Raw genomic sequence first — 15,174 nt, 5'->3', positions numbered from 1 at the left:
CCGCGTCCTGCACGGTGGTCAGCGCCCCGGCCCGGACGACGCGCAGGCGGGAGCCGGCGGGCGGCGTCATGCGCCCGCCCGGGGAGTGTCCGTCTCCGGCCTGCCCGCCCGGGGCCTCGGCACCGCCTGGCCGTCCACCCCCACCGCCAGGAACCTGACGGACGTCCCCGGCGCGAGCAGCGCCGCCGGTTCCCGGGCCGGGTCCCACAGGGCTCCCGGGTCCGGCATCCGCCCGACGATCCGCCAGCCGCCGGGCGAGGGGCGCGGGTACACCCCGGTGTAGGGCCCGGCGAGAGCCACCGCCCCGGCCGGGACCCGGGTACGCGGGGTCGGGTGCCGGGGCACGTGCAACGGCTCGGGCAGCCCGGTGAGGTAGCCGAACCCGGGGGCGAACCCGCAGAACGCCACCCGGAACGCGGTACGGGAGTGCAGGGCGGCCACCTCCCCGGCCGGGACGCCCCAGAGCGCGGCGACCTCGTCGAGGTCGGGGCCGTCGTAGACGACGGGGATCTCCACCGCGTCGCGGCCCTCGCACCGCGGCGGCTCCACCCGCCATGCGGCGAGGTCGCGGGCGAAGCGGTCCCGGGCCCCGGGCGCGCGCTCCGCGATCCCGTCGAGCAGGACGGTACGGGCGGCCGGAACGATCTCGGTCACGGCGGGCAGTTCACCGCGCTCGCGGCGACGGAGCAGTTCGGCGTGGAAGGCCTCGGCGTGCTCACCGTCGGCCAGCTCGACGAGCAGCGCGTGCGGCCCGGCGGGAAGGACGCGTACCCGTCCCGGAAGGACGCGTACCGGCGCGGGGCCGGGGCCGTCGCCGCGGGCGTTCACACGAACGCCCGCACCACGACGCCCGCTTCCTCCAGCGCGGCCCGCACCCGGCGCGCGAGGGCCGCCGCGCCCGGGGTGTCCCCGTGGACGCAGAGCGAGCGCGCCGAGACGGGTATCCGGCTGCCGTCCGCACCGGTCACCGCCCGCTCGACGGCCATGCCGACGCTCCGGCGTACGACGTCGTCCGGTTCGTGCACCACCGCACCCGGTTCGCCGCGCGGGACGAGGGTGCCCCGCGGGGTGTACGCGCGGTCGGCGAAGGCCTCCTGAACGGCGGGCAGTCCGGCGGCGGCCGCGTGGGCGAGCAGCCGGGACCCGGGCAGCCCGAGCACGGCCGGGCGGCCGCCCGCGAGCAGTACGCCCGCGACGACGGCGGCGGCCTGGCCGTCGTCCCAGACGGCCCGGTTGTAGAGCGCGCCGTGCGGCTTGACGTACGAGACGGTGGACCCGGCGGCCTCCGCGAAGACCCGCAGCGCGCCTATCTGGTAGGCGATCTCGGCGGTCAGCTCGGCGGGCGGCACGTCCATCGACCGGCGCCCGAACCCGGCCAGGTCCCGGTAGGAGACCTGCGCCCCGATCCGTACCCCGCCGGCCGCCGCCGCGTCACAGACCCGCCGCATCACGGAGGCGTCGCCCGCGTGGAAGCCGCAGGCCACGTTGGCGCTGGTGACACAGGCGAGGAGCGCGTCGTCGTCGGTCAGGGTCCAGTTGCCGAAGCCCTCGCCGAGGTCCGCGTTGAGATCCATCATCACGGGCGCACGGTAATGGCAGTTCAGCGGGGCGACAAGGGGCGGTCCGGGGGGGCGGATGGGCGCCGCTCCCACATCCTAGAGTCGTCCCATGACGGACAGCCCCCGCCCGCACGAAGCCGCTTCCCGAGACGCCGCTCCTCTCGACGCCGCCCTCCACGACCGCTGGCGGGCCACGCTCGTCGCCGCCCGCGCCGGCGGTCCAGGACCCGATCCACTGCCGTACGCCGCGAATCTCCTCGCCCGCTGGGCCGAGCCGCAGCGCCGGTATCACACGACCGCCCACCTGGTCACCGTCCTGGACGGCATCGACAGGCTGGCCAGCCACGCCGACGACGTGCACGCGGTTCGCCTCGCCGCCTGGTTCCACGACGCGGTGTACCGGCCCGACCGGACGGAGAACGAGGAGCGCAGCGCCGCCCTCGCCGAACGCGCGCTGCCCGAGGCGGGGGTGCCGCAGACGACGGTGGCGGAGGTCGCCCGGCTGGTCCGCCTCACCGTCACGCACGATCCGGCGGACGGCGACCGCAACGGCGAGGTGCTGTGCGACGCCGACCTCGCGATCCTGGCGGGCGGCCCGCAGGAGTACGGGGCGTACGCGGCCCAGGTCCGGGAGGAGTACGGCTTCGTCCCGGACGAGGCGTTCCGGGAGGGCCGGGCGGCGGTACTGCGGCAACTCCTGGACCTGCCCCGGCTGTTCCGGACCCCGTACGGTGCGGCGGAGTGGGAGACGCGTGCCCGGCACAACCTGACGACGGAGCTGGAGCTGCTGACGTCGTCCGGGCCCGGCTCCGGCTGACTGTCCGGCTCCGTTCTGGTTCCGGCTCCAGCTCCAGCTCCAGCTCCAGCCGACTGTCCGGTCGGCTCCGGCTGACCTCAGGCCCGGCCGACCCGGTAAATGTTCCGGTTCGTTCACGGTGTCGTCCCGGTCGAATCCTGGCCGGACCGGGGACGCCCAGCGGCGGCTAACGTCTCGCATCGCAGATGCACATGCTCCGCAAGGGCAGCCCGTTCATCTTTCCGCTCATACGACTCCACGAGGGTAAGGCGAAATGTCCAAGGGATACGGCACGACGGTCGGCAGATCTTCCCGGCGGCGAATACTGCGTCTGGCCGGGGGCGGTCTCACCATGGCGGCGCTCGGGGCCGGGCTGACCGGCTGCGAGGACGAGCTCGCGACCGGCGGCGAAAGCAGCACACCGCCGCCGCGCAGCGCTTCTCCCGAGGACGGCAAGGCGCCCGAGGACGGCCGGGCCCCCGAGCCGCTGTGGACGAGGACGACGTCGGCGCAGACCTACGGGGACAACGACGAGCTGCTGGCCGCGGACGGCGTGGTGATCGCGAGCGGCGATCCGCTGGCCGCCCTCGACGGCGCGACCGGCAAGGAGCGGTGGTCGCTGCCGGGCGGCGCGGTGCCCGGTGCGCCGTTGCTGCTGGGCGACGGCACCCTGTATCTGGCCAGCGGCAAGTACGACGGCAACGTCATCGGCTACGTACCGGGGTCCGGCAAGGAGGCCTGGCGCAGCCACCTGGGCAAGGAGTACCGGCAGCCACGGCCGATCGCGGTGGACGCGGAGCAGGTGTACGTCATCGCCGAGATCCTGGAGGCCGACCACTCGTCCCGCACCAACGTGATCGCCGCGCTGAACAGCAGCACGGGCAAGGTCGTCTGGAAGGAACAGCGCGACCTCGGCACCCAGCAGAACGGTGTGCACGCCGTCGTGCAGGGCCGTTACCTCGTCTACACCGACTTCAAGAAGAACCTCACGGTCCGCGACACCGCCACCGGCCGGCAGGTGTGGACGCACAAGACGACGAAGACGAGCTACGGCCCCTTCGCCGTCCACCAGGACCTGGTGATCGTCCCGCAGGGGCAGCGGCTCCAGGCGTTCGCGCTGTCCGACGGGTCCGAGAAGTGGTCCGTGGAGACCGAGCGGTTCACCTCCTTCCGGGAGCCGACCCTCCTGGGGGACGTGCTCTACATCGCGGACAGCGGCCGGTCGCTGTGGGCGATCGACCCGGCGACCGGCAAGAAGGTCTGGCAGTCAACGGCCCTCAAGGACGCGGGCGCGCAGGTGCCGCGGCAGTTCGTCACGGTGGGCGGCACCCTCTACGGAGCCACCGACCTCGACAAGAAGGGCGGCGTCCACGCCTTCGACGCCAAGACCGGCGCCCTGCGCTGGACGTTCAACGACAAGTCCGGCGACTACCACGCATGGCTGATCGCCACCGACGGCAAGCGCGTCTTCGCCCTGCACGGCAAGAAGCTGCACGCCCTTCCCGTGTGACGGGGACGTCGTAACGGGCGTGCTCCTCCCCGCCGCCGGTCCATGCGAAGGCGTCGTAACGGGCGTGTTCCTCCCCGGCGGCGGGGAATGCCGAGGCGTTCCCCGGCGTTGGGAGGAGTCATGCCCGACTCTCCCTCCCGCCGCGCTCCCATGCCGCTGGCCGTATACATTCTCGGCCTCTCGGTCTTCGCACTCGGCACCAGCGAGTTCATGCTGTCGGGCCTGCTCCCGCCGATCGCCGACGACATGAACGTGTCGATCCCGCAGGCCGGCCTCCTCATATCCGCGTTCGCGATCGGCATGGTGGTCGGCGCTCCGCTGCTGGCCGTCGCCACGCTCCGACTGCCGCGCCGCACCACGCTGATCGTGCTGATCTCGGTGTTCGGCCTCGGCCAGATCGCCGGTGCGCTGGCCCCGACGTACGAGATCCTCTTCGTCTCCCGGGTGGTGAGCGCATTCGCCTGTGCGGGCTTCTGGGCGGTCGGCGCGGCCGTGGCCATCGCGATGGTCCCGGTGAACGCGCGGGCACGGGCGATGGCCGTGATGATCGGCGGCCTGTCCGTCGCGAACGTGCTGGGCGTGCCGCTGGGGGCCTTCCTCGGCGAGCACCTCGGCTGGCGTTCGGCTTTCTGGGCGGTCGGCGCGGCCTCCGCGGTGGCCCTGGTCGGCGTCGCCACACGCATCCCGCACATCCCGCTGCCCGAGAGGAAGCCCGAGCTGAAGCGGGAGCTGGCGATCTACCGGGACCGGCAGGTCTGGCTGGCCATCGTGATCACCGCGCTCGCGGCGGGCGGGGTGTTCTGCTCGTTCAGCTACCTGGCGCCGCTGCTCACGGACGTGGCGGGCCTCGACTCGGGCTGGGTGCCGTGGATCCTCGGCCTGTTCGGGGCGGGCGCGCTCATCGGTACGGTGATCGGCGGCCGGGTCGCGGACGCCCACCTCTTCGGGGTGCTGCTGAGCGGCATCACGGCGTCGACGGTGTTCCTGGTAGCACTGGCCCTGTTCGCGTCCAGCCAGATCGCGGTCGTCGCGCTGGCGTTCCTGCTGGGTCTGTCCGCCTTCTTCACGGCCCCCGCTCTGAACGCCCGGATGTTCAACGTGGCCGGGGCCGCCCCGACGCTGGCCGGAGCCACCACGACGGCGGCGTTCAACCTGGGCAACACGAGCGGCCCGTGGCTCGGCGGCACGGTGATCGACCTGGACTTCGGCTTCGCGTCCACGGCCTGGGCGGGCGCGGCCATGACGGCCCTGGCCCTGGCGGCGGTGGGGGTGGCGCTGCACCTCCAGCGCGGCGGCGGGGGCGGCGGGTCGCGCTCGCGGCTGATCGCGAAGAGCACGGGGGCCGGAACGGGGCGTGCGGCGGACACCGGCCCGCAGGGGCGGGTGCCCGTCGCCGAGCGGGCCGGGACGGCCGGCCGCGCGGCGGGGACGCAGGGCCCCTCCCCCGCGTAACTCTCTGTCCGGGCCGCAACCTCAGGACTCAGGACACAGGGCACAAGCCGCCTCAGCGCTCGGCCGCCGGGGCGGCCGGCCCGTACACGGCGTCGAGGAACACGGCGTCGAGGACCGGCGAGAGCGGTCGGCCGGGCTGTTCCGTGTCCCGGCCCCGATCCGCATCCACCCCACCGCCCCGTCAACGCCCCGGCGCCGGCCGGCCCTTCGGCCTCCGGAGCCCCGCGGCCGTGAGGCGCCGGACCAGCTCCTTCGAGCCGATCTCCCGCGCTCCGGCCCGTACGGCGTCCGCGTAGTGCGCCTCCGGCACGTCGTAGTGATCGCGCTCGAAGGCGCGCGGCGGGCAGCCGATCGCGGCGGCGAAGGCGTGCAGCTCCTCGAACGACACGTCGCTGACCAGGTGCGACCAGAGGCGGCCGTGTCCGGGCCAGGTGGGCGGGTCGATATAGACCGTCACCGCCGCAGCGCCCCGCCCAGCGCCCCCACCGGCGCCACCGCCACGGCCGCTTTGGTGCACACCCAGTGCGGGTCGGGACCGAGCTCCGGCTCCACGTCCAGCGCGTGTGGCTCCTCCTCGGTGCAGACGGGGCACAGCGGCCACCGCCCGTACCGCTCCAGCAGCGCGTCCTGCACGTCCTGGGCGACCAGTCCGGCCACGAACTCCGCGCCCTCGGGCCACTGCTCCACCCACCACCGCCGGTGGGTCACCGCGTCCTCGACCAGCGAGACGACGTCCGCCTCGGCGACATCGCCCGCCGCCAGATCGGCCATCACGAGCGCGCGGGCGGTGTGCAGGGACTGCTCCAGGGTGTTCAACTCCATGCCCCCATTGTGCGCCCGTACGAGGGGGCGATCTCTCGGAGGCCGCCAGAGGCAGGGACCAAAGGGGGGTTGACGGACACCCTGGTTGAAAATATCTTTCAGATGTGACCCGAGACGTGAAGGAAGTTTTCAGCGGCGAATCCCCGCCGGCTCCCGCGGCCCTCGCCGCCAAGGTCCGGACCCTCGCCCCCTCCATGACCCGTTCGATGCAGCTGGTCGCCGAAGCCGTGGCGAGCGACCCGGCCGGCTGCGCCGCCCTCACCGTCACCGGTCTCGCCGAGCTCACCGGCACCAGTGAAGCCACCGTCGTCCGCACCTCGCGCCTCCTCGGCTACCCGGGCTACCGGGACCTGCGCCTCGCACTGGCCGGCCTCGCCGCGCACCAGGAGTCCGGCCGGGCCCCCGCCGTCACCGCCGACATCGCGGTGGACGACCCGATCGCCGACGTGGTCGCCAAGCTCGCCCACGACGAGCAGCAGACCCTCGCCGACACCGCAGCCGGGCTCGACACCGTACAGCTGGGGGCCGCCGTCGCCGCCGCCTCGACCGCCCGCCGCATCGACGTCTACGGCGTCGGGGCGTCCTCCCTCGTCGGCCAGGACCTCGCGCAGAAGCTGCTTCGCATCGGCCTCATCGCCCACGCCCACATGGACCCGCACCTCGCGGTGACCAACGCCGTGCAGCTGCGCAGCGGCGACGTGGCGATCGCGATCACGCACTCCGGCTCCACCGGCGACGTCATCGAGCCACTGCGGGTCGCCTTCGACCGCGGGGCGACGACGATCGCGATCACCGGACGGCCCGACGGGCCCGTATCGCAGTACGCGGACCATGTGCTGACCACGTCCACCGCGCGCGAGAGCGAGCTGCGCCCCGCCGCCATGTCGAGCCGCACGAGCCAGCTGCTCGTCGTGGACTGCCTGTTCATAGGCGTCGCGCAGCGGACGTACGAGACCGCCGCACCCGCCCTGGCCGCCTCCTACGAGGCGCTCGCCCACCGCCACGACCCCCGCACCCGCTGACCGCCCCGTAGCGGGCCGTGCACCACCCGTACGCGTACGAGACCGAGAAAGCAGAGCCGCACCCCATGACCTCCACCACCGACGCGAACACCGACAGCACTACCGACTCCACCGGCTCCACCGGCGCCCCCGGCTCCTCCCAGACCTACGGCGAACTCCGCGCCCAGCTGGCCACCCTCACCACCGAGGCCTTCCGCCCCGAGCTGGCCGAGATCGACCGGCTGGCCACCCAGGAGATCGCCCGGATCATGAACGGCGAGGACACCACCGTCCCGGCCGCCGTCGCCGAGCGGCTGCCGCAGATCGCCGCGGCCATCGACGCCACCGCCGAGCGCATGGCCCGCGGCGGCCGGCTGATCTACGCGGGCGCGGGCACCGCGGGCCGCCTCGGGGTGCTGGACGCCAGTGAGTGCCCGCCCACCTTCAACACCGACCCGTCCGAGGTCATCGGCCTGATCGCGGGCGGCCCCTCCGCCATGGTCACGGCCGTCGAGGGCGCGGAGGACAGCAAGGAACTGGCCGCCGCCGACCTGGACGCGCTGAAGCTGGGCGCCGACGACACGGTGGTCGGCATCTCCGCCTCCGGCCGCACGCCGTACGCGATCGGCGCGGTCGAGCACGCCCGCGCGCAGGGCGCCCTGACCATCGGGCTCTCCTGCAACGGGGACTCGGCGCTCGCCGCAGCGGCGGAACACGGCCTGGAGATCGTCACCGGCCCCGAGCTGCTCACCGGCTCGACCCGGCTGAAGGCGGGCACGGCGCAGAAGCTGGTCCTCAACATGATCTCGACGATCACGATGGTCCGGCTCGGCAAGACGTACGGGAATCTCATGGTCGACGTCCGCGCTTCCAACGAGAAGCTGCGCGCCCGCTCCCGGCACATCGTCTCCCTGGCCACCGGCGCGTCCGACGCCGAGATCGAGGCCGCGCTCGCCGCCACCGACGGCGAGGTCAAGAACGCGATCCTCGCCATCCTCGGCGGAGTCGACGGTGCCACCGCCACCCGGCTCCTGACCGAGTCCGACGGGCACCTCCGCTCCGCCCTCGCAGCGGTCCGCACCACCTGACCCACCCGGGCGCCCACCCCACCCCCCGCACAGCAAGGCACCGAGCACCATGGCCACTGAAGACAAGAACCGCGCCACCGCCGCCGCGATCCTGCCGCTCGTCGGCGGCGGGGCGAACGTCGCCTCCATCGCCCACTGCATGACCCGGCTCCGCCTCGGGCTGCACGACCGGTCCCTCGTCGACGACGAGGCGTTGAAGGCCCTGCCCGCCGTGATGGGCGTCGTCGAGGACGACACGTACCAGATCGTGCTGGGTCCGGGCACGGTCGCCCGGGTCACGCCGGAGTTCGAGCAGCTGGTCGAGGAGGCCCGCGAGGCCGCACCGGCCCCGGCCCCGGGGAACGCCACCGCCCTCTCCTCCGAGGAGCTGGCGACGCAGGGCGCGGCGATCAAGGCGCGGCAGAAGGCGAAGAACGCCACCCCGTTCAAGCTCTTCCTACGCAAGATCGCCAACATCTTCGTACCGCTGATCCCGGCGCTCATCGGCTGCGGAATCATCGCGGGCCTCAACGGCCTGCTGGTGAACCTGGAGTGGCTGCCCGCCGTGACGCCCGCGCTGGCGGCGATGGCGTCCGGTTTCATGGCGCTGATCGCGGTGTTCGTGGGATACAACACGGCGAAGGAGTTCGGCGGTACACCGATCCTGGGCGGTGCGGTGGCGGCGATCATCGTCTTCCCGGGCGTCGCGAACATCGACGCCTTCGGCCAGCCCCTCTCCCCCGGCCAGGGCGGTGTGCTCGGTGCGCTGTGCGCGGCGGTCCTCGCGGTGTACGTGGAGAAGTGGTGCCGCCGGTGGGTTCCGGAGGCGCTGGACGTCCTGGTCACCCCGACCCTGACGGTGCTGGTCTCCGGCCTGGTGACGATCTTCGGACTGATGTACGTGGCCGGTGAGGTGTCATCCGCGATCGGTACGTTCGCCGACTGGCTGCTGTCCAACGGCGGCGCGGGCGCGGGCTTCGTCCTGGGCGGCCTGTTCCTCCCCCTGGTGATGCTGGGCCTGCACCAGGCGCTGATCCCGATCCACACCACGCTCATCGAGCAGCAGGGCTACACGGTCCTGCTCCCGATCCTGGCGATGGCCGGTGCGGGCCAGGTGGGCGCGGCCATGGCCGTCTACTTCCGCCTCCCCCGCAACGAGTCGATCCGCCGCACCATCAAGTCCGCCCTCCCGGCGGGCCTGCTGGGCGTCGGCGAACCCCTGATCTACGGAGTGTCGCTCCCGCTCGGCCGCCCGTTCATCACGGCGTGCGTCGGCGGCGCGTTCGGCGGCGGCTTCGTCGGCCTGTTCAACCAGCTCGGCGACACGGTCGGTTCGACGGCCATCGGCCCGTCCGGCTGGGCCCTGTTCCCCCTCCTGGACGGCAACCACGGCCTGGGCTCGACGATCGCGGTCTACGCGGGCGGTCTGCTCGTCGGCTACGTCGCCGGGTTCGTCGCGACGTACTTCTTCGGCTTCGGCAAGGACCTGCTGGCCGAGTTCAACGTCTCCCAGGAACCGGCCCCGTCCACCGTCGCCGCCACCGGCGGCCCGCACCCGGCACCGGACGCGGCATCGACGGGCGGCCCCGAAGGCCCCGGCACGGACCCGGGCTCCCCGGCGAAGACGCCTGCGGGGGTCTGACCTCCTAGCCCGGCAGGGTCGGGGCCGCCCAGGGCTCGGCGGGGGTGCCACTCCTCGCCGGGCCCTTGATCAGCAGCCCGCCCAGCAGCGCCGCGACCGCCAGGGCCCCGGCCGCCCCGTAGACGAGTACGGGGTGGTCGCCGGCCAGGTGGGACGCCGCCGTCGCCCCGTAGAGCAGTGCGATTCCGAGCTCACTGCCCACGTGCTGGTTCACCACGACGAGGCCGGACCGCCCTCCGGGGCCCGGCGCGGCGCTGCCGTCCGCGACGGTCGAGTAGAGCACCGTGCCGGCCATGCCCAGGCCGAGGCTGAGACAGATCATGTTGGGGAAGGCGCCGGAGACGGAGTCCTCGGCCAGCAGGATGAGCAGCACCCCGACCGCCGCGACCAGGAGACCCGGCACCAGCAGAGCCCTGGGCCCGATGCGGGGCAGCAGCCGGGCGGAGACGGCCAAGGAGCCGATGAGGAACGAACCCGTCATCAACAGGAAGGCGGCAAGGGACGGCAGCGGGCCGACGGAGCTGAGGAATCCACCGAGGAACGGCGCCACGGCCGCCAGGGCGAGCCCGGTCAGGAACAAGGTGAGCAACGCGCCGAAACCGTCGCGGTTCCTGGCCGCGTCGGGCGGCAGGAGCAGGCTTGTCGCCCTCGACTGCCGCCGGGCGAAGGCCGCAAGCAGGACGATGCCGAGGGTGAGGGTGAGGGACGTGAGGGGAGTTCCCCAGCCTATCTCCACGGACTGGCTGAAGCCGTGGACGAGGGCAGCGACCCCGAACGTGCTCAGCAGCGCCCCGAGCGCGTCGAACCGGGCCGCGGCGCGGCCGGCCTGGTCGCGGACCAGGGTGGCGGTGCCGATGAGGGCGATGAGGGCCAGCAGGACGGTGACGTACAGGGATGCGCGCCAGGCCAGCGCCAGGGAGAGCGGCACCGCGATGAACAGGGTCAGTGTGAGACCGTGGACTCGACCACGATGACCGCCCCGGGCGAACTCACCGAGCCGGGCACGGTCTTCCTCTCCGGCGACGACGCCGAGGCCAAGCGCACCACCGGCCGGCTGCTTACGGACCTCGGCTGGCCGGCGTCCTCCCAGCTCGGCATCGGCGGCATCACCACCGCGCGCGGCCAGCAACACTTCGCGTTCCTCTTCATGGGGATCGCGGGCGGCGTGGGGTCCCACACCTTCAACATCAAGGTGGTGACCCGCCCGCCGGCGGACGTCCTTCAGGCGGCAGGCCCCGGGAACTCCCCCGTCGTCAGCTGTACGTCGAACGGGGACGGTACGGCCAGCGGCTTGCCGAACGGTACCGCGTCCGTGTGCTTGTACGTGCCGTCCTCGTTCGGCTCCGTGAACAGCGTGACCATCGGCCCCCGGGTGTCGAACCGGTCGATCAGCAGGTACATCGGGACGCCCGCGCGGGCATACGCGCGGTACTTCTTGGTGCGGTCCTCCCGCGCGTTCCCCCGCGACGTGATCTCGACGACGAGCAAGGCCTCCGAGGCGTCCATCGGATCACTGGTCTCCGGATCGGCGCCGGTGATCAATTCCTTCGGCATGACCACAAGATCGGGGACGTACAGCTTGCCGAGCGGGGCCACATGGACGCCGAGGGTCTGATAGATCCCCAGCCCTTCGGGAAGGCCCCTGTAGAGGCGGCTCTGCACCGCCTCGGCGATGCCGTTGTGGTGCGCGTGCGGCGGTGGTACCAAGACGATCTGCCCCTCGTCGATCTCGGCGCGCCACCCCTCGGGCACGTCCAGTTCACGCCATGTCTGCAGGAGGTAGTCCCACGCGCGCCCATCCGAAGCCTGGCCGTTCTCGACGAACGCTGCGGTCATCGCGGGTCCCTTCTTCCGTGGCCTTGCCGAGAAGGCTAGATCGGGGGTTTCACGGCTGTCCGCCGCTCCTCCCAGCGTCCCACGAACGGGGGGGGACCCGCACAGGAAGAACGCGCGGCGGGCACCGGTCACGAATGATCCCCTGCCGCACGGAGAGAAATTTGCCGACGTCCTCCGCGTGTAGGCAATGCGTCAGCGGGAACCTGAATTTCCGGAGGTTGATTATCATGGTTCCCCTGCTTCTCGTTCTTCTGCTCGCCCTGGTTCTCTTCGGCGTCGGTTTCGCGGTCAAGTCTCTCTGGTGGATAGCCGTGATCGTCCTGGCGCTCTGGCTCATAGGCTTTCTCGTCCGCCCCGCCGCGAACGGTGGCCGACGGGGCCGGTGGTATCGCTGGTAGCCACTTCTGAGCAGCAGTCGCTCCTGACCGACGACAACGGGGGCGAGGTATGGTCCGCCTCTCCCCGGGCACACGAAGTTCAGCGGAAATATCGTTCAGCGGGCCCATCAACAACGCATCGATGAACCGCCGCAAGAATGACCTGGGCGACTTTCGTGAAAGGAGCCACAATGAGCGACTCCCTGTGGGGCTATCAGCCGTCGAGCGGCCACACCGCAGGCGCAGATCTGATCGGCTATTCGGTCGAGGCGACCGACGGCAGTATCGGAAAGGTCGACAAGCACTCCGACGAGGTGGGCTCGGCCTATCTGCTCGTCGACACCGGAGTCTGGATCTTCGGCAAGGACGTCCTGCTGCCCGCGGGCACGGTGAAGCGCATCGACGCCGCGGACCGGAAGATCTACGTCGACCTCACCAAGGAACAGGTCAGGGACTCCCCGGAGTTCGACCGCCACCGGCAGGCCGACGACCCGGGCTACCACGAGCAACTGTCCGCGCACTACCTGCCGTTCCGCATCATGTGACCCCGCGTACGCCCCCGAACGGCGGCGGGTCCGGCCCCGAGGAGGGGCAGGGCCCGCCGCCTCACGCGTGAGCACGCCCGTTAGACCACCAGGTCCGACCAGAACGGCACCCGGTCACCGGTGGACGGCTCCAGCCACCCGACCGCCTCCCCCGCGCCTCCCGCATCCTCCGGGTCCGGGTCCGGGTCCACGAACTCCAGCTCCACCCACTCCGCCAGGTTCCGCCCGTAGTGGATGGTGTCCGCGCCGGCCACCGACAGCACCGGACCGCCGTACGCCGCCACACCCGGCCCCGGCAGGTACCGGTGCGAGTAGAGCGGGATCAGCTTCGGTACGGAGGCGAGTGCGGCCCGCGCCGCCGCGACGGCCTCCACCGGGTCCGCCGGGCGCGGCCCCCACCCGCCACCGGGAAGCCACCAGCCGTGCTCCACCGAGAACAGCAGCCCGTCCACCGGCCCCTCCAGCCGCTGCCGGATCAGGGCCGGGTCGCCGTCCCGCCAGTCGTTCCACGGATTCCGCGGGGCCTCGTCCTCGTCCGGCGGTGCCGCCCGGTCCACCGGCAGCGCGGCCGCCAGGAAGCCCCGGTGGTCGTCGGCGAACACGATGCCGTACTCCGCCTCGATCCGGTCGAACTCCGCATCGCCCAGGCCCGGCCCCAGCTCGCACACACCCAGCTCCGCCAGACGGCGCGCCGCCCGCGCTCCCGCCCGCATTCCCTCATCACCGGCCATCGGAGCAGCGTAACGAGTGCCGACCGCACCCCTCCCGGCCTCAGCGCGGCAGCTGCCCCTCCCTGTTGATCTCCGTCACCCGGGCCCGCAGCACCACGCCCGGTGACGCCGGCCGCACCGACTCCGGCGGACAGCCCCACTCCGGCCCGCCGCCGGGCGGCCTCAGCCGCACGTTCGGTCCGGACCAGCCCGTCACCCGGCCGACCCGCCCGTCCCGCGCGTCCACCGCGAACGCGCCCGGCTCGGGCGTACCCGGCTCACATACCTCACCCGTCATGACCGCTCTCCTTCTCCGCCAGCATCTCGCACAGCCGCAACGCGGTGTCGATGTTGCAGCGGCCCAGGTCGACCAGGGGCGTCGGTTCGTCACCCGCACACGAGACCGGATCGATCCGCAGGGACGGCAGCTTCACTCCGAACTCCGCAAGCCCTTCCTTCAGCTGCTCCACGGCGTGCTCCGCCGCCCGTACGCGGTCCGCCGCCGCCCTGCGCCGCTCCATCGCTTCCATGCCGCACACCTTCCACTCTGAGTGATGGACATGCATACCCAGCGTGTCCAACGCGCAGTTGGCCCGGAAGAGGCGCAGTTCCGGCAACCGCTCCATCGCCACCACCGGCCCCACCGCTCCCTGGAAGCGCTCTCAGCCCTGTCGGCGCCCGGCGCTAGGCTGTAGACGATCCGGCGGCGACACCGAGCACGCACACAGCGCGACGCGCACCCCTGCGCACCCCCACGCACCAGCCCGCGTTTCGCCGCCCCTGTCGACGAGGAGCGACCGCCTTGCCCGAGCAGCCCCCCGGGTCCCGGCCCACCCTGGAAGCCGTCGCGGCGCGTGCGGGCGTCTCCCGGGCCACCGCCTCGCGGGTCGTCAACGGGGGCGACGGAGTCCGCAAACCGCTGGTGGACAAGGTGCTCCAGGCCGTCGAGGAGCTGGGCTACATCCCGAACCACGCCGCGCGGACGCTGGTCACCCGGCGGACCGGGGCAGTGGCCGTCGTCATCGCGGAGCCGGAGACGCGGTTCTTCTCGGACCCCTTCTTCTCCCAGCAGATCCGGGGCATCAGCAAGGAGCTGACCGCCCACGACACCCAGCTCGTCCTGCTCCTGGTGGAGGGTCCCGGCGACTTCGACCGGATCGCGCGGTATCTGTCCGGCGGACACGTGGACGGGGCGCTGGCGTTCTCGCTGCACACCGACGACCCGGTGCCCGCGATCACCCGCCGGGCGGGGATCCCCGCGGTGTACGGAGGGCGGCCCAGCTGGACCGCCGACCCGGGCGACCAGGCCGTTCCGTATGTGGACGCGGACAACCGGGGCGGGGCGCGGCTGGCCGTGCGGTATCTGAAGGACCTCGGGCGGGAGCGGATCGCACACATCGGCGGGCCGCCCGACCAGACGTCGGCGATGGACCGTCTGGACGGCTACCGGGACGTCCTGCTGGACGTGGACCCCGCCCTCGTCGCCCAGGGCGCGTTCACCGTGGAGAGCGGGGCGCGGGCGATGGCGGAGCTGCTGGACCGGCGGCCCGGCCTGGACGCCGTGTTCGTGGCGAACGACCTGATGGCGTCGGGTGCGCTGCGGGTGCTGCGCGAGCGCGGGATTCCCGTGCCGGAGCAGGTGGCGCTGGTGGGGTTCGACGACATGGAGTCGGTGGCCGAGCAGACCGATCCGCCGCTGACCACCGTCAGCCAGGAGATCGAGGGGCAGGGGCGGCTGATGGCCCGCCTGCTGCTGCGCGCGCTGGACCGGGACCGTACGGGCAGCGGCGACGTCCCCGAATCGGTGATCACCCCGACCACGCTGGTGCGGCGGGCCTCGGCGTGACACCCGGCCCC

General features: G+C 72.6%; 17 protein-coding genes and 1 pseudogene. 10 read left to right on the top strand and 8 right to left on the bottom strand.

The genetic code is table 11. From position 1 onward, the window contains the following. Window positions 1-66: 66 nt before the first annotated feature. Window positions 67-828 carry an allophanate hydrolase subunit 1 gene (locus tag B9S58_RS26695; RefSeq protein ID WP_103534574.1) on the bottom strand — a complete coding sequence of 254 codons (762 nt, stop codon included), beginning with the start codon at window positions 826-828 and terminating at the stop codon, window positions 67-69. Then, the gene (locus B9S58_RS26690; RefSeq protein WP_103534584.1) at window positions 825-1,574 is read right to left on the bottom strand and encodes a LamB/YcsF family protein; all 750 of its coding nucleotides are present in this window, start codon (window positions 1,572-1,574) and stop codon (window positions 825-827) included. Before B9S58_RS26690 ends, B9S58_RS26695 begins: the two co-directional genes overlap by 4 nt. A gap of 94 nt (window positions 1,575-1,668) precedes the next feature. Here B9S58_RS26690 and B9S58_RS26685 point away from each other — a divergent pair, with 94 nt between their 5' ends. The 3 genes from B9S58_RS26685 (at window position 1,669) to B9S58_RS26675 (ending at window position 5,317) form a co-directional block, all read left to right on the top strand. Further along, entirely contained in the window at window positions 1,669-2,376 is a 708-nt protein-coding gene (locus B9S58_RS26685; protein ID WP_103534573.1) for a hypothetical protein, read from the top strand. A gap of 253 nt (window positions 2,377-2,629) precedes the next feature. Continuing rightward, complete coding sequence (locus B9S58_RS26680; protein ID WP_103534572.1) at window positions 2,630-3,865, top strand: PQQ-binding-like beta-propeller repeat protein; 1,236 nt, start codon at window positions 2,630-2,632, stop codon at window positions 3,863-3,865. 150 nt (window positions 3,866-4,015) lie between these two features. Further along, a complete protein-coding gene (locus B9S58_RS26675; RefSeq protein WP_258045068.1) occupies window positions 4,016-5,317 on the top strand; it encodes a Cmx/CmrA family chloramphenicol efflux MFS transporter in 1,302 nt (433 codons plus the stop codon). A 181-nt stretch (window positions 5,318-5,498) separates the two neighbouring features. Here the strand turns inward: B9S58_RS26675 and B9S58_RS26670 are convergent, their stop codons facing one another. Together B9S58_RS26670 and B9S58_RS26665 are read right to left on the bottom strand one after the other, a co-directional pair. Then, complete coding sequence (locus B9S58_RS26670; protein WP_103534570.1) at window positions 5,499-5,774, bottom strand: DUF4031 domain-containing protein; 276 nt, start codon at window positions 5,772-5,774, stop codon at window positions 5,499-5,501. After that, window positions 5,771-6,139: a hypothetical protein gene (locus B9S58_RS26665; protein WP_103534569.1), complete on the bottom strand. Its 369-nt coding sequence runs from the start codon at window positions 6,137-6,139 to the stop codon at window positions 5,771-5,773. Before B9S58_RS26665 ends, B9S58_RS26670 begins: the two co-directional genes overlap by 4 nt. A 104-nt stretch (window positions 6,140-6,243) precedes the next feature. On the opposite strand from B9S58_RS26665, the gene B9S58_RS26660 reads away from it, so the two are divergent. From B9S58_RS26660 to B9S58_RS39465, 4 genes and pseudogenes are all read left to right on the top strand, one after another. Next, the gene (locus tag B9S58_RS26660; protein WP_103534568.1) at window positions 6,244-7,161 is read left to right on the top strand and encodes a MurR/RpiR family transcriptional regulator; all 918 of its coding nucleotides are present in this window, start codon (window positions 6,244-6,246) and stop codon (window positions 7,159-7,161) included. A gap of 65 nt (window positions 7,162-7,226) precedes the next feature. After that, window positions 7,227-8,228, top strand: coding sequence for an N-acetylmuramic acid 6-phosphate etherase (gene murQ / locus B9S58_RS26655; RefSeq protein WP_103534583.1), 1,002 nt, complete (start codon window positions 7,227-7,229; stop codon window positions 8,226-8,228). Between the two features lie 49 nt (window positions 8,229-8,277). After that, the gene (locus B9S58_RS26650) at window positions 8,278-9,849 is read left to right on the top strand and encodes a PTS transporter subunit EIIC (protein WP_103534567.1); all 1,572 of its coding nucleotides are present in this window, start codon (window positions 8,278-8,280) and stop codon (window positions 9,847-9,849) included. Between the two features lie 952 nt (window positions 9,850-10,801). Next, a pseudogene (locus B9S58_RS39465) lies at window positions 10,802-11,056 on the top strand (oxidoreductase); the annotation flags it as partial. Between the two features lie 14 nt (window positions 11,057-11,070). On the opposite strand, the gene B9S58_RS26640 reads toward B9S58_RS39465, so the two are convergent. Beyond that, window positions 11,071-11,685 (bottom strand): Uma2 family endonuclease, encoded by a 615-nt coding sequence (locus B9S58_RS26640; protein ID WP_103534566.1) that lies wholly within the window; start codon window positions 11,683-11,685, stop codon window positions 11,071-11,073. A gap of 227 nt (window positions 11,686-11,912) precedes the next feature. Here B9S58_RS26640 and B9S58_RS26635 point away from each other — a divergent pair, with 227 nt between their 5' ends. Together B9S58_RS26635 and B9S58_RS26630 are read left to right on the top strand one after the other, a co-directional pair. Continuing rightward, window positions 11,913-12,083, top strand: a complete 171-nt coding sequence (locus B9S58_RS26635) for a hydrophobic protein (protein ID WP_103534582.1) — start codon at window positions 11,913-11,915, stop codon at window positions 12,081-12,083. 170 nt (window positions 12,084-12,253) lie between these two features. Further along, window positions 12,254-12,607 carry a PRC-barrel domain-containing protein gene (locus B9S58_RS26630; RefSeq protein ID WP_103534565.1) on the top strand — a complete coding sequence of 118 codons (354 nt, stop codon included), beginning with the start codon at window positions 12,254-12,256 and terminating at the stop codon, window positions 12,605-12,607. 80 nt (window positions 12,608-12,687) lie between these two features. Here the strand turns inward: B9S58_RS26630 and B9S58_RS26625 are convergent, their stop codons facing one another. The 3 genes from B9S58_RS26625 to B9S58_RS26615 are packed head-to-tail and all read right to left on the bottom strand — an operon-like array spanning window position 12,688 to window position 13,847. Beyond that, complete coding sequence (locus B9S58_RS26625; protein WP_103534564.1) at window positions 12,688-13,338, bottom strand: hypothetical protein; 651 nt, start codon at window positions 13,336-13,338, stop codon at window positions 12,688-12,690. Between the two features lie 40 nt (window positions 13,339-13,378). Then, complete coding sequence (locus B9S58_RS26620) at window positions 13,379-13,615, bottom strand: hypothetical protein (RefSeq protein WP_103534563.1); 237 nt, start codon at window positions 13,613-13,615, stop codon at window positions 13,379-13,381. After that, complete coding sequence (locus tag B9S58_RS26615; protein ID WP_103534581.1) at window positions 13,605-13,847, bottom strand: hypothetical protein; 243 nt, start codon at window positions 13,845-13,847, stop codon at window positions 13,605-13,607. Before B9S58_RS26615 ends, B9S58_RS26620 begins: the two co-directional genes overlap by 11 nt. A 272-nt stretch (window positions 13,848-14,119) precedes the next feature. Between B9S58_RS26615 and B9S58_RS26610 the strand changes: the two genes are divergently transcribed. Continuing rightward, the gene (locus B9S58_RS26610) at window positions 14,120-15,163 is read left to right on the top strand and encodes a LacI family DNA-binding transcriptional regulator (RefSeq protein WP_103534562.1); all 1,044 of its coding nucleotides are present in this window, start codon (window positions 14,120-14,122) and stop codon (window positions 15,161-15,163) included. Window positions 15,164-15,174: the final 11 nt, after the last annotated feature.

Source organism: Streptomyces sp. SM11, assembly GCF_002910905.1.
GTDB lineage: Bacteria > Actinomycetota > Actinomycetes > Streptomycetales > Streptomycetaceae > Streptomyces.
Note: the sequence above shows the minus strand (reverse complement) of the source record. Positions and strands in the feature narration are given on the sequence as shown.